Source organism: Membranihabitans marinus (assembly GCF_019802045.1).
GTDB lineage: Bacteria > Bacteroidota > Bacteroidia > Chitinophagales > Saprospiraceae > Membranihabitans > Membranihabitans marinus_A.
The window spans coordinates 438,908-453,008 of record NZ_JAHVHU010000002.1 but is presented as its reverse complement, the minus strand read 5'-3'; the positions used below and the strand labels follow the sequence as shown (position 1 = coordinate 453,008).

Below are 14,101 nucleotides of genomic sequence, written 5' to 3'. Positions count from 1 at the left end.
TTTGTCAAATTTACGGAATATTCGGACAAACGCCTTAATCTTATTCACTTTCCAGCACATGAGCAATAATCTTTCGACCGCATTGATACAGATCATTTGCGCCCTGAATCCTCTGTTGATGACCAGGCTGGTTCTTGGCTGATGACAATCAACCCCTGGTCAGGAATAGAAGCTCGGAGTAATTTTCCGGCTCGAATCGTGGGCGTGGAAAACCGATGGCGGTATTCGATGGGTTCGGCATATCCATTCCCCGTGGTATACGTGACAGCATAGCGTCCCGGAGGCAGGTTCTTTACACGCACCTTTCCTTTTTGAGTCATGGCTATAATCAGCACTAACCTTCCATCCGGATTGACAAAAGTGACTGGATTAGCGACCTCCTGATCTGACACAGCAGAAACTCGCACAGCTCCCGGCCGGATCGCCCGAAAGTATTCACTGATGTATTTCGTATGGGATCGCATATCGATTTGATAGTCGTCCTTCCCATTCCAATCTATGGCAAAATTTCCATATTGCGTTGAGGCCGGTGCAAGCGGCGAAAATCGAAACTCCCACGCACTGTTGTTTCCTTTGGTCAAGTCCGCATGCAATCTGAAGAAGGTATTTCCCGGATTCCACCATTCCAGCATGGCGGTTCGGACATCATAGCGAGCCGCAATATCAGCTATTTTGATCAAATTTTCCTCCGTCCGCCCACCATAGGCATGATACGAATATTCGGACCAATACTTTTCCACGCCATCTACATCGAGGAATCGACCGACCATATTGGGTGAAGCAGCTGCAATCAGATTGGTCGATGACGGTGCTATAAATTCCGGGGCATAACCATGTTTTTCAAGAACTTCGCCGGCTGCCACCATGCATTCGCCTACTATTCTACCATCTCCGAATTGGGCCAGGCCCGGTTCCAGGATCACCTCGACCCCATCAGGCACAAAACCAAAAGTACGTTCCATGTGCTGAAAAACAGCCAACATAAACTCAGCATATTCATTCGGATCCCGATGAAGAAACCCCTCCACCTGATGGTCCTCCAGAAAAGAGACATAACACAGGTTCACATACAATTCACCTCCATTTTTTTCCAACTGCTTTAACAATGGCAACACCGCATTATGTATTTTCACATCCAGTTCAGAAAAATGAAACCCATTCCAGTTTAAAGAGGCCGGGGTGGCATTGTCATTTACGGCCGAATACCGCAGTCCTTGCCAGTCTTCGTAATCTATTTGCCCATTCATCAGCTCTTGCCAGGTGTCCCGGGGATTTTCCGACCCGGATCGAACCTCCAATCGTACCCGTGTGACGCCCATGGAGTCTACCATTAACTGTGCCACCTCGTCTTTCACGTATTGGATGGCCGTGTCGGTGCCGATGTTTTCATCCGGCATCACAGCGAGTTCTGTACCGCACTCCCACCCCTGGATGGTTTGAAAGGTCACCGAGGTATCGACAGTAATCAGCTGCCCTTGCACCAATGTGGTGGCACATAGGAAGATCAAAATAAAACCCCTGCGAATAGAAACTCCGGTCATATTTTTTTGATTAGTAACGATAAAAATTGTAGCGAATTGCTATCCGATCACCTTGTCCATAGGTAATAATAATTGCCTTTCCGAACCATTTAGCCGATTATCTGGCTTAGTAGATTTATCATGTTCAACTGGCAACATGCTAACCGGCCTCACTTTCACTTCCGAATCGTCGATCAGATGGATAAATGATCTTCTTTCCCTCCACCTCAGCAAAGGGCGTCATGGTATGCTCCCGGACATTGTTCAGGTCAAATATATCCCATACCTTCTCGCCCCGGACAATCAAAGCATCTCCCACCAATCGCCGGTGACATCGCCAGGGTACTGCTTCTGCACACATCATGGCAGTGGTCTCAGCTCTACACAACTCTTTTAATTCGTTTACTGCGCTGACGAACTCGTCGGTCTGCATATAATCCGCATAGTTTCGAAAAGACTGATTTTTCCAGCCCTTATTGACCGATTCTCCGGTGGACGGTCGCAGTCCGCCCAGATCTTTCATATGGATATATTGAATTCCTTCTACTTCAAGACTTTCCTTCAGATTCTCCTGACCGTACTGAGGATTCCGGCGGGATTTTGGAATGGTGCGAATATCGACTAGCTGGGAAATTTCGTAATTCTTGAGTATAGCGATAAAATTTTCGATGGATCTCGTGGAGTGTCCTATGGTGTAGATCATTGGTTGTTGGTCATTGGTTAATGGTTAATGGTTAATGGTTAATGGTAGATTGTTGATGTCAATATGTGGTAAAATAAATATAATAAAAAGAATGAATATTTGCAGTGATACTATTCGGGGCAGATCCAATTATTAACCTTTATGGAGTCAAATCCGCATAAGTTATAACTTTTGAGGATTACAATACTCATATTTATTAACTTCTGAGGAATTAGAAGTAAATTTGGGATAGAAACATGAATTCTACTATGATTCATAGAACTTTAATTGACACAATACGAAATACGCTTGGCGATGGTAAAGCGATTATCCTGATGGGCGCAAAGCAGGTGTGAAAAACCACTATGGTCAGGAATCTATTGAAGAAGAATGAATTGGAATTACTTTGGCTGAATGGTGATGAATTGGATGTACAGCGGCTATTTTCCAACATCTCTGCTACCCGGTTAAAAGCGATCATAGGAAAAAATCTACTTCTATGATAATGGAATCAGGAATGCCATTATCAACAACTTTAACCAGATCGAAAACAGGAGTGACAAAGGACCTCTATGGGAAAACTTCGCATTGTCCGAGCGGATCAAATATCAAAATAATAATCAAATCTGGAAAAATTTGTGGTTCTGGCGCACGAAGCAACAGAAAGAAATTGATCTGATAGAGAAAGCTGGCGGAGATCTCAATGCTTTTGAATTCAAATTTTCCTCTTCCGCCAAACATTTAAAGCCACCAAATTCGTTCAGGAAAGCTTACCCCAAGAGCTCTTTTCAGGTGATCCATATAGATAATTTCGATAGCTATGTCTTAAATTCTCCAACCTCCTACCCTGGATAAACCAGAACAAAAATGCATGGGGAAAGGAGGTTGCAGCTTAGATAGCGGGAAAGCGACCCGCCTTTACCCTTATCCCAATTCTCGCCAAAAAGTGGCAGGATTTGATTGGTAAGGTATTAAGGCAATGTACTTTTAATACACATACCTAAATCACCTATAAACTTCTTCGAAGATTTTAATCAAATTTACCATGCAGATGATTCCATCACGTCAATTTCTTAAAAACCTTTTTTTGCTCCTTCATGGCCGCCACCTTATCATCCGGATCGGTCCGGCATTCGAGCAAGATCCAACCACCATAGTTTTCCTTTTTGAATAAGTTCATAAGCTCGGCATACGGGTAGTCTCCGATGTTCATTTCCCGGACATGAACCGTATCGGCCAACCGATCCTTGACCAGATTGAAATTGTATTCCAGCCCCTGACCATCCAAATCCTGATCATTGCAATTCCAACAAACACCCACGTTCCGGTCCGGACAATGGTCCATTATTGTTTTAATGTTGGGCAGTTGCTGCGTGCCCCTTCCATGAACCTCCAGCCGAATTTCCTGACCAAAATCTCCTGCATATTGTCCCAATTCATTCAGAGACCGCCCGATCTGTTCCAGCGTCTTTTCATGGGGAACGCCCTCATGAAATTGATTAGGTTTCACTTTTACACCGCTGCCGCCAATCGCTTTACTCAATCGTATCCAGGCTTTGGTCCGATCCATATTGGCTTTCAGTTTTTTCGGATCAGGACTGTCATATTGTTCATTCGTTCCCATTCCGAGCACTTCAATCGGACTATCTTCAAACTGTTTTCGAACATTCTCCAGCTCTGATGAAGACATCCCCAGATGTACACCATGAGCATGCTCTACCCGAAGTTCCACCCCACCCAATTTAGCTTTACTGCAACTGCTGATCAGGGTCGGAATATCCATATCCTTACCCCACAGATATGTAACAAGGCCCAGCTTCATTTTCGACTTTTTGATATGGGGCGAGACTCCCCCAATTCCCGGGAGTAATAGAGCTCCCGTGGCCAGTGAAGTATTTTTAAGAAAAGTTCGTCGATCTGTATTGTACTGTTTGTTCATGCTGGTTTGTATTAATATTCTTTAGCAAACTTATTCGATAATTTATCCCATTTTCTTTTCCCGGCTTTCTTCTCACCCGAGATCACGATTCGGTACCTAAAAGTTGTTTCTTCCCCCTTTTTAAGGGCAAAATGTAACGCCTCTTTTCCGCCGGATAAGGCTTTTTGACCAAGGGGATTGGCTGCAAACAATCCGTAGCCCCGGGCGTGCCAATAGGTCGGATAACCTGGATTATCCGGATGATCAATAATAACTACATCAACTTTCTCATCGCCAAACTCCCCAAAAAGATTCATCCAGCGAGCTCGGGTTCCCCATACATCTTTACCCGTAATTCCTTCACTGCTTAGATAATCTGCATTCGCCCGGCTGTTTGATGCCTTGACCGTCGTCGGATTACCGTGCGCATCAGTTAAAGTAATCTCATCGTCAGATGGCAATTCCAACTCAGGCGCTACCCTTATTCCTAAAACGCCCTCTTTGTTATCCTCAAACGACACATCTTCCAGTGCTTTCAATTTGGTTTCACGGTCTATGATCCGAATGGGGCCTTTGTTGATAAAAGTAAATTTAGTGATTTCCTCCAACACCGGGTGCCCATCCCCCACCCACTGACTTTCCACAATCAGTTCGCCTTTGTTCTTTTCCGATGAAGCGGATACGACGCGTTGGTGAACGATCCGGCCGTATTCATCTTTCTTGCTGGCCGGTATGGCTTCGGAATTATTCCAATAATCCAACCCATTGACATCACCATAATTGAACCATATCCCGATGTGATGGGGATGGTCGGTTCGTTCTCCTTCCACCTTCTCCAGGGGATAACTCCGTGTTATTACGGTTCCCTGTGCTGTCTTCACTGGCCATAGAACCGGCTTCATGATGTTTTCCGGATAAATGTAGGAAGTGAAAAGTTCACCGTCGAAAAGGACATCCACTTTATTTTCTGAAGGGAGGTTATTCACCTTCACTGAGGAGTTGGATTGTCCCATGGTGGTTGATAAAGCCATCGAAGCTAGAATAGTCATACATAGCAATCTGCTCATTGATTAATAATTTTTCAGGATGATTGGCAAGCGGCTTAAAACTACAATTTTTTTCGGAAAGTAAAAATCAAAACCAATTATGTTGCTCGATCCGAGTAATTTAATTTGAAACAACCGATGGTGCTGCATCAAACATGAGGTCCACGAAAAATTAAAAGGAGTCTATTCTCCACTCCTGATTCCATCGTGTCTTCCTTTCCGCTATAGCAAGCACATCCTGTGCACTTCCGGATGGTGAGCTCAGTAAAATGAATGAAACGAATCAAGTCGAAAGTAATTTTTGTGCAATGAAATTAATTTTGTTAGCTTTGTCTAACTTTATACTATCACTAAACAAACTAATACACTTTTGACAATGAAACCTATAATCATCACCTCTTTAGCGGTGCTCATTCTGTTTTTTGGCTCTTGCGAGCATTTTGGCCCCCCGGAACCCGAAGAGCACGACTTGTTGGATGGCCCCATTGAAAGACTCACAATCGAAGAACAAAAGCAATTCCTCGCTGGGGACATCGCTTTTAATGATGAGATATTTACCGTCGAGAAAGGACTTGGACCAGTTTTCGTGGGAACCAGCTGCGGAAGCTGCCATGCCGGTGATGGAAAGGGGCATCCCTTTGTGAAATTCACCCGGTTTGGTCAGAGTGACAGCACTGGAAACCAATTTGCCACCTTTGGCGACGGAAGAAATCAATTGCAGCATAAAGCGATACCCGGATATGAAGGTCAAGTACTTCCTGAAGGCGCGCCATTTTCAGAATTTGTGGCACCCAGCGTAACCGGGCTGGGTTATCTGGACGCTGTCACGGATGAAACCATCCTAGCGTTGGCGGATCCGGATGATTTGGATGGGGACGGCATCAGCGGACGACCGCATTATAATTACCCACCCGACTATGTACATTACCGCCAAAACAGCATTCCGAATGGGGAAAAATATATTTTCCGGTTTGGTAAAAAAGCCAGCACCTATGATCTGCTTCATCAAACCGTGGATGCCTACAATCAGGATATTGGGATTACCAGTATTTTTGATCCGATCGACCCTTACAGTGGACTGTCCCAAGACCCTGAAATTGGGACCCAGACCATCAACGATGTGGTCTTGTACCTAAAAACTTTGAAAGCACCCATCCAACGAGACCAGGATGTGCCTGAAGTTATAGCCGGTAAAAAGATATTTGAAGACATAAGTTGCAGCAGTTGTCATACTCCAACACTCCAAACCGGCTTTTCACCCATCGCCCAGCTCTCGTATCAGGAGTTTCATCCCTATACGGATCTTCTTTTACATGATATGGGTCCCGAGTTGGATGATGGATACACCGAAGGCTATGCAGAAACGTACGAGTGGCGAACGGCTCCGTTATGGGGATTGGGATTAGCGGCAGATTCTCAGGGGGGACAAGTTTATCTCATGCACGATGGTCGGGCCCGATCCATCGAAGAAGCTATTTTACTCCATGGCGGAGAGGCAGAAAACTCAAGAAATGAATACCAGGAATTACCAACTAAAAAGAAAGAACAGCTTATTGCTTTCTTAAACTCCCTTTAATCTTAGCAACCATGACCAGAAAAGAATTTTTACGATCGTGCGGTACGATGGCTGCCGGCGTGGCTTTGTCCGGCGTATTTCTCCAAAGCTGTGCCGGCATCCATTATGCCGCATTTTCCAGAGACGGCAACAGGCTGGTGGTCCCAAAATCTGAATTTAGCACACAAAAGAATCAGAAAACCATCGAACGAGATCTGGTTATTATCAAAACTGCAGCATCGGATATTCCGATTGCTGTGCACAAATCCGGGTCGGAGTACACGGCGGTTTTACTCCGATGTACGCATCGGGGCTGTGAACTCAACCCGGGCGGAGGACAATTCACTTGTCCATGTCACGGCAGCGAATTCACCCTGCAGGGCACGGTACTCGAAGGACCTGCTGAAGAAAATTTAACCACTTATAAAATCACTACCGACCATGACAATATCTATATTGAACTTACCTAAGCTACTTTTTACCACCTTTTGGATCCTGGGTTTATCATGTTTCGCTTTAGATGCGATCCAAGCACAGGATATGGTTCCCGAACGAAATCCGACCCATGACGATCAGGATTCCATATTAAACATGGATGCCACCTACAACCGACCTTTTATGACCAAAAAAGGAAGTGCTGTAGCCATTGGCGGATACCTTGAAGCCAACGCCATTCACACCATCGAAGAAGGATTGACCGAGGGCCTCATGTTCCAGGCCCGTCGGATGTCCATATTCATGTCTTCCTCCATTGGAAAACGACTGTCATTTTTGACGGAGCTGGAGATCGAAGATGGGGGAAAAACCATCGGCATCGAATTTGCCTCCATGGACGTCGCTTTGCATCCCCTATTCAATCTTCGGGGCGGGATCATTATGAATCCCATCGGAGCGTTTAATGAAAACCACGACGGGCCCAAATGGGAGTTTGTTGAACGGCCCGATATGGCTGTACAGATGTTGCCTACGACCTGGTCCAACGCCGGCTTTGGGATATTCGGCAAAATCCATCATCAACAATGGATTCTCGGATATGAAGCGTATCTCACCAACGGCTTTGACGGCAGTATCATTGACAATGAAATGCATAAAACATATTTACCAGCTACGAAGGCCAATGGAGACCGGTTCGAAGAAAGCTTTGGGGACCGACCGCTTACTACAGCAAAGATCGCCGTTAAAAACCGACGGTGGGGAGAAGTTGGTGTTTCATACATGGGCGGCCAATTCAACCGAACCATGGAGGACGGATTGCAAATTGCATCAGATCACCTCCGGCTCCATACTTTTGCGATCGATATCACCACAAAGATTCCGGTGCTCCGAACGGAAGTCACCGGAGAAGCTGCTCGGATTTATGTGGATGTTCCCGCCAGCTACACACAGCAATATGGTAATCAACAACAGGGTTTTTTCATCGATGTCGTTCAACCCATCATTCAAAAACCCATGTTTGGGTGGGATAATGCCCGCATCAACCTATCGGGCCGACTTGACTACGTAGACTGGAACGTGGGGACTTTCCGTGAAACAGGGACCGCCATAGGCGATCATCAGTGGGCTGTCACGCCTTCCATCAGTTTTCGCCCCTCTGGACAAACCGTATTTCGATTCAATTACCGATACCAATGGACCACAGATATTCTAAATAATCCGGCTGAATTATCAGCCTCCTGGCTCTTTGGCTTCAGCACCTATTTCTAAAAAATAGCCATTCCCATTCCATAGTTATGGCATATCCGGAACAGCCCTTCCTTGTCTTTCATGAGGAGGGGTTGTCTTTTTTAAGCCGGGGATTTAAAATATTGATAAAGCAGGATCCGGCCTGGCCAGATTGAACTCCAGCTTTTCATCATCACGGTAAGAGACTTATCAAAATAAAATCGTCTCATAGATAACTAAATCCATGAGACGATATGCTTTTATTTATTAATAAATTCTATAGAACCTGGTCAATTGCGGTTTAATTACCACGGCTTCCCAGTTCCCTGAATCAACCAGGGTTTTGCCCATTGACTATTTTTTCCTTGTGCTTCTGAATACGGGGTAGATTCCAATCTTTCCAGTGCTTCTCGAATTTTCTCTTCATTAAATTGCAATTCATTTTCTCCATAGAGTATACGTACTGGCACCGCACTTTGCAGAGCTGCTCGGCCCGTTTCAAGGACTGGGTACCCCGTTCGTCGGTAATCGTACCAGGACTCCAGTGCGTGGGTAAAGCCTGCAATCCATTTTTGCTCCATGATCTGTTCCAGGGTGCCATTGAACTTAACATTGGGTTGTTCAATATAGCTGTCAAAGTGTTCACCAACACCCCACATTGCCAAAGATTGACGAATTCCTTCTTTGTAATGATCTTCTGCATTACCAACATTCCATCCTTTTAGGGCAGCTTCTGCCAGAATAAAATGAATTTCCGTTGCTGTGATCACACGAGATTGAAGCATATCGTGGGTACGGGCGGCAAACATCGGTGCCATTTGTGAGACATGCTGATTTTGAACAATCTGACCCGGTGTTGGATTTTCATTGTGTATAGAAGGCTCCAACATATGGGGAGGAACACCGACATACACGTTCGTATCCAACTTTTCACCCAGCAAATCCGGATTATAATGCCGGGTAAAAACATGGCCTGCAGCGATTTCTGCAACATATTCCTTGTGAAGGAGTGAAACTTTATTGGTCAGCTCGCCATTCTTACGAATAAATTCGTCTTTGGGCTTATCCAGGGTATAGTCTTCAACCCAACGACAATGCACAGGTGCAAACCATACCGGTCCTCTGGGATCTTGATTTTCATACAATACATCCACCAACGTCTGACAAGGCTTACGACGCAAAAATCCTGAACCGGTAGAACTTTGACTTTCAGCGGTAGGCCAGGGATCACTGTTGTAAAAGGGTCGCTGCACATCCTCTGTATGATCTTTAATATAGATCCCCGATTGGTAAACAGATTCGATGTTTTGTCGCGCCAGATCAGGCATTTTTTCAGATACACGCATCGCATACCTTAGGATCAGCGAATTAGAAAATGGTTGCCACTTACTTATGTCACCCTGGAAATATAAATCAGCACCACCAGGACTTCCTGTGTTATCGCCCAAGGCAAACAATCCAGAAGCATAATTAAGCTGTTCTAAAACTCCCTTATAAACGACATCTTGAGAATCATAAGTCGGAAAAAGAATTTCTGATTCGTCCCGTGCTTTCAGTGCTTCGTTATAGGGAATATCTCCCCATAGATCTGTCATCGTGCCAAAAGCTAGCGCTTTCATGGTTGTCGTAATTCCTTCCAGGAAGGTAAAACCTCGATTTTGTGCTTTTTCCAGAACAAACTCATTATTCCGGAGATAGGCAAACCAATGATTCCAGTTTTCAGGCGTCCATTGATAATTGTTATACCCACCAAACCAACCGTCTTCCTGCATATGTTGCATCACGCCCCCAAAATGACCATACCCTCTAAAGGTGTACCTTCGGGCAGTTCCTTGCATGATACTGGGAAGAAAAAGATTTGGATCGGCTTCCGTCGGATCAATTCCGTTGGGATTTTTATTTGCTTCCGTAAGTTCTTTGTCGCACCCCATAAAAAAAAGTGCCAGCAGGATAAAACTTAACTTATATATGTGTTGATATTTCATAAAATATATTTTTAGAATTCTTAATTAAAATGAGGCGCTCAGATTAAAACCAAATGAGGCTGTAAACGGAATCACATTTTGCCACTCCAATCCTTGTCGGAACATGGTTTTAGTATCTCCTTCGAAACTACTACTTCCTGCAAAAGCCCGCTCTGGATCGATTCCAATATCTGCAGCGGTCCACAGCATTAAATTTCGACTAAAAACAGACAACCTTAGACGGTTAAGCCCTTTAAATGTGGGCAAGTCATACCCTAAGGAAATTTCTCGAAGCTTTACGAAAGAAGCATCAAACGTCACTTGCTGATTAAATCGCCAAGGAAATATCAGACCAATGGGTACTTTAAACGTTTCAGGCCCACCCCCAAGAATTTCAACATACTCACCATCTTCTCCAATTTTGACACCTGGGATAAAGGCGCCATCCCAACCTTCCCCGCCAAACTCAGTAAAAAAGCCACCACTTTCTTTGTCATAACCACCCACCCGTGGAAAATCGCCGTTACTCGGAATAATGTATTTATCCGGATCCGACTTCAACAAAGCCACCAACTCTTCGGGGGAATAGTGCCCACCAGGGATCAAATTATCCATTTGTCGCTGTGACTTCCAATCCGATTCTGCATAACGATATGTGAATGACAAGAAGTCACCCCCCATCCGCCAATCAACACTGGCACTCAGGGTAAATTTTTTATAGGATAATCGAGTTTGCCCCCCAAAAATAAAATCCGGATTGAAATTACCCACTTTAACCCAATCTTCCGGATCGTCCTTCCGCTGCCATCCGCCGACATCGTCCAAAATAGGCCATTTATAATACGGTGAATTTGGATCTTCAACGTGCGCATACCCCCGACTAAACAAAGCTCCAAGTTCTTCGCCTACTCTGCCATAAGATCCTCCGCCATTTTCGCTCCAGAGCTGAATGCGATCAATCCCATCGGCCAACTCTACAATGGTTGTCCGGTTACGTGTAAAGTTCGTGTTGAGATCCCAGGTCCAATTATTGTTTTTGATTGGAGTAAAACCTAAAGCAATTTCCCAACCTTTGTTCTCCAATTTTCCGGCATTGATTAATTTACTGTCATAGCCGGATGATGCTGGTGTCCCGACATCTAAGATCTGGTTTCTGTTGACCATATCATAATAGGTGGCCTCAAACCGAACCCGGTTATGAAACAAGTTAATATCTGTCCCGTATTCCATGGAAGTTGCAATCTCAGGCTTGAGTTGGGGATTGAGTAATCGCCCAGAGATGGATGTTGAGATAGAGGGGTACCCACTCAGGCTGTTTACTCCGATCACTGGTTCGAGCTGGTATGGATCAGTATCATTGCCAACTTCTGCCCAACCCGCTCTAAATTTTAACAATGAAATTTTAGAAGGAAGCTGAAATGTTTCATTCGCCAACCAACTCACCGATACGGAAGGGTAGAAGAAGGACCGGTTAAAAGAAGGCAAAGTGCTGGACCAATCGTTTCGTCCGGTCACATCAACGTACAGCTGATTCTTAATTCCAAGCGATGCTGTTCCATATAGACTGTATACTTTTTTAAGGGTATTAAAGTTAACCGTCTGGAGTATATCCCGTGGAATATTTGAGATTCGGTACAACCCGGGAATCACCAGACCTCGTCCCCGACCTGCAACCCCATTATAGAGGTCATCATAAGTTTCTTTTCGATAGTTCCCTCCACCAGAAATATTAAAATCAAAACCCGTAAATTTCTTTTCATAGGTTAACAGGAAGTCACTATTAATTTCTTCCCGAGCAATTTCCCACAAATAGTATCCGCCCTGTGGCATTCGAGTATAACTCCAGGGTATTTTTGTTTCCCGGTTTTCATCTGATCGATTCAATGACATCCGTGCAAAAGCACGCAGACCCGGTAGGATATCGTAATCCAATCGAAGGTTTCCATACAACCTGTTCCGATCAAAACTATTTTTTTTCGCATGGGCCAAAAAATATGGATTATTCCCATCATCTGAAACGCGTCGTTGTTCGATCTCCTCGCGGCCAGGGATCCAGTATTGTTTCAAGTCCCGGATATCCACATACGAATGATCATATACCGATTCTATCGCACTTCCCCGACTTCCTGACGATGGTCGATTATTTGAATTGGATCGAACGTAATTAATATTTGCTGAAATCTTAATCTTCGCATTGAAATCGTGGGAGAAAACACTACTTAGTGAATTTCGGAACAAATCCGATCCAGGCACCATGCCGTGGTGTGTCATATTACCATAGGACAACCGATAAGTTGAATTATCCCCCCCGCCACGTATAGAAATATTATTAGAAGTCGTAAATCCTGTACGAAGAAAGTTTTTCATATTATCCGGATAGGATTTCAATTCGGTGGGGATTCTATTTCCATTTTCATCCAGTGGACTATTCCATTGGGGGTATTTATTTCCAACATCCAGTTTTGGACCCAGCCAATAAGCTGCATTGGGATCCAATTGATTACCGCGGGCCCCATTGGCATATTGATAATGTAAATCCAAAAGGTTATACGGTTCTTCAAATACATTGCTGCTTCTAAAATCAACTTTCATCTTTTGTCCTTTCCCACCTTTTTTGGTTGTGATCAGAATAACACCATTCGCAGCCCGAGAACCATACAAAGCAGCTGCACTGGGACCTTTTAGTACATTTAATTCTTGAATATCTTCTGGGTTCAAATCTGAAATAGCATTTCCATAGTCCACTGTATTTCGACTGCCCATTCCCCGAACATTGTTCAAACCATTTTGAACAGGAACCCCATCAATCACAAAGAGCGGCTGATTGTCTGTGGTGAGGGAAGTAATCCCACGGATCACTACGCTGACTGAAGAGCCCACACCGGATGTTTGGTTTAGTGTCAATCCAGCGACCCGACCGGCCAACGCATTCACCGGATTTTCCTGAGTCACTGTCGTCATATCTTCACCCGAAACCTCTGCTATAGAGTATCCCAACGATTTTTTATTCCGTTCGATCCCCAACGCCGTGACTACTACTTCTTCCAGCTGGGTCGCATCGGCTTGCATGGTTACGTTAATCACGTTTCTATTTTTAATATTAACTTCCTGAGCAAGCATTCCCACATAGGTAAATACTAGAGTCGCGTTTCCATCCACATCATCCAGACTAAACCGGCCATCAAAATCTGTGGAAGTTCCTTTGTTCGTACCTTTCACACGGATCGTCACCCCGATCAATGGTGTCCCATCCTGATCCCGTACAGTTCCGGACACCTCCAGTGCCAGTCGTTTGGTCCTGGCGATGCGGTCAAACATACGAATCATCAATGGCTGTACCGTAGTGGCCTGACGACGCTCCACCGCATGTTCGCGTTCTTCAATAATGTGGCTCAAATGTTCTATCATCTTTTTAAGCGATTCCATTCCTTCCGCATCATTTTTGTACAACACAATGTACCGGTCTTCCAAAATCGTAAATCTGAGATGCGTTCCGGACAGCGCCAAATCCAATGATTCCGAAATATCATCACTGGCTCCTTCTGGTTTTTCTACCTTTACCGGAGCAACAATTCGTCGGTCATAGGTAAATAGGACATCGTACTGCTTTTCCCATTGGCGCAGCAAATCCAGCAATGAAATTTCATCTTCATTGACGAGTTCACGATCATCGGGCATATTCGCCCGGGTGTCCACCGAACAAATGACCACGAACAGGATCACGGTGGTTAAAATTGTAAATAATTTCTTCATA

General features: G+C 44.6%; 10 protein-coding genes. 4 read left to right on the top strand and 6 right to left on the bottom strand.

What is annotated here, in order from left to right; translation table 11 throughout:
- Positions 1–92: 92 nt before the first annotated feature.
- Both KUV50_RS02060 and KUV50_RS02055 read right to left on the bottom strand, forming a co-directional pair.
- On the bottom strand, positions 93–1,541 hold the full coding sequence (locus KUV50_RS02060; RefSeq protein ID WP_222578417.1) for a hypothetical protein: 1,449 nt from the start codon (positions 1,539–1,541) through the stop codon (positions 93–95).
- 139 nt (positions 1,542–1,680) lie between these two features.
- The gene (locus KUV50_RS02055) at positions 1,681–2,223 is read right to left on the bottom strand and encodes a DUF488 family protein (protein WP_222578416.1); all 543 of its coding nucleotides are present in this window, start codon (positions 2,221–2,223) and stop codon (positions 1,681–1,683) included.
- Between the two features lie 468 nt (positions 2,224–2,691).
- Between KUV50_RS02055 and KUV50_RS19660 the strand changes: the two genes are divergently transcribed.
- Positions 2,692–3,057 carry a DUF4143 domain-containing protein gene (locus KUV50_RS19660; RefSeq protein WP_222578506.1) on the top strand — a complete coding sequence of 122 codons (366 nt, stop codon included), beginning with the start codon at positions 2,692–2,694 and terminating at the stop codon, positions 3,055–3,057.
- Between the two features lie 205 nt (positions 3,058–3,262).
- Here the strand turns inward: KUV50_RS19660 and KUV50_RS02045 are convergent, their stop codons facing one another.
- Both KUV50_RS02045 and KUV50_RS02040 read right to left on the bottom strand, forming a co-directional pair.
- Positions 3,263–4,141, bottom strand: coding sequence for a sugar phosphate isomerase/epimerase family protein (locus KUV50_RS02045; protein WP_222578415.1), 879 nt, complete (start codon positions 4,139–4,141; stop codon positions 3,263–3,265).
- A gap of 11 nt (positions 4,142–4,152) precedes the next feature.
- Positions 4,153–5,187: a PmoA family protein gene (locus KUV50_RS02040; protein ID WP_222578414.1), complete on the bottom strand. Its 1,035-nt coding sequence runs from the start codon at positions 5,185–5,187 to the stop codon at positions 4,153–4,155.
- Between the two features lie 355 nt (positions 5,188–5,542).
- On the opposite strand from KUV50_RS02040, the gene KUV50_RS02035 reads away from it, so the two are divergent.
- From KUV50_RS02035 to KUV50_RS02025, 3 genes are read left to right on the top strand one after another with little or no spacing between them, the layout of a single operon-like run.
- Entirely contained in the window at positions 5,543–6,742 is a 1,200-nt protein-coding gene (locus KUV50_RS02035; RefSeq protein ID WP_222578413.1) for a di-heme oxidoredictase family protein, read from the top strand.
- 11 nt (positions 6,743–6,753) lie between these two features.
- On the top strand, positions 6,754–7,191 hold the full coding sequence (locus KUV50_RS02030) for a ubiquinol-cytochrome c reductase iron-sulfur subunit (RefSeq protein ID WP_222578412.1): 438 nt from the start codon (positions 6,754–6,756) through the stop codon (positions 7,189–7,191).
- Positions 7,163–8,425 carry a hypothetical protein gene (locus tag KUV50_RS02025; RefSeq protein WP_222578411.1) on the top strand — a complete coding sequence of 421 codons (1,263 nt, stop codon included), beginning with the start codon at positions 7,163–7,165 and terminating at the stop codon, positions 8,423–8,425. The genes KUV50_RS02030 and KUV50_RS02025 overlap by 29 nt, the downstream gene beginning before the upstream one ends.
- 263 nt (positions 8,426–8,688) lie before the next feature.
- Here KUV50_RS02025 and KUV50_RS02020 read toward each other — a convergent pair whose 3' ends face one another.
- Positions 8,689–10,368 (bottom strand): SusD/RagB family nutrient-binding outer membrane lipoprotein, encoded by a 1,680-nt coding sequence (locus KUV50_RS02020; protein ID WP_222578410.1) that lies wholly within the window; start codon positions 10,366–10,368, stop codon positions 8,689–8,691.
- A gap of 24 nt (positions 10,369–10,392) precedes the next feature.
- Positions 10,393–14,100 carry a SusC/RagA family TonB-linked outer membrane protein gene (locus tag KUV50_RS02015; protein WP_222578409.1) on the bottom strand — a complete coding sequence of 1,236 codons (3,708 nt, stop codon included), beginning with the start codon at positions 14,098–14,100 and terminating at the stop codon, positions 10,393–10,395.
- Position 14,101 lies beyond the last annotated feature (1 nt).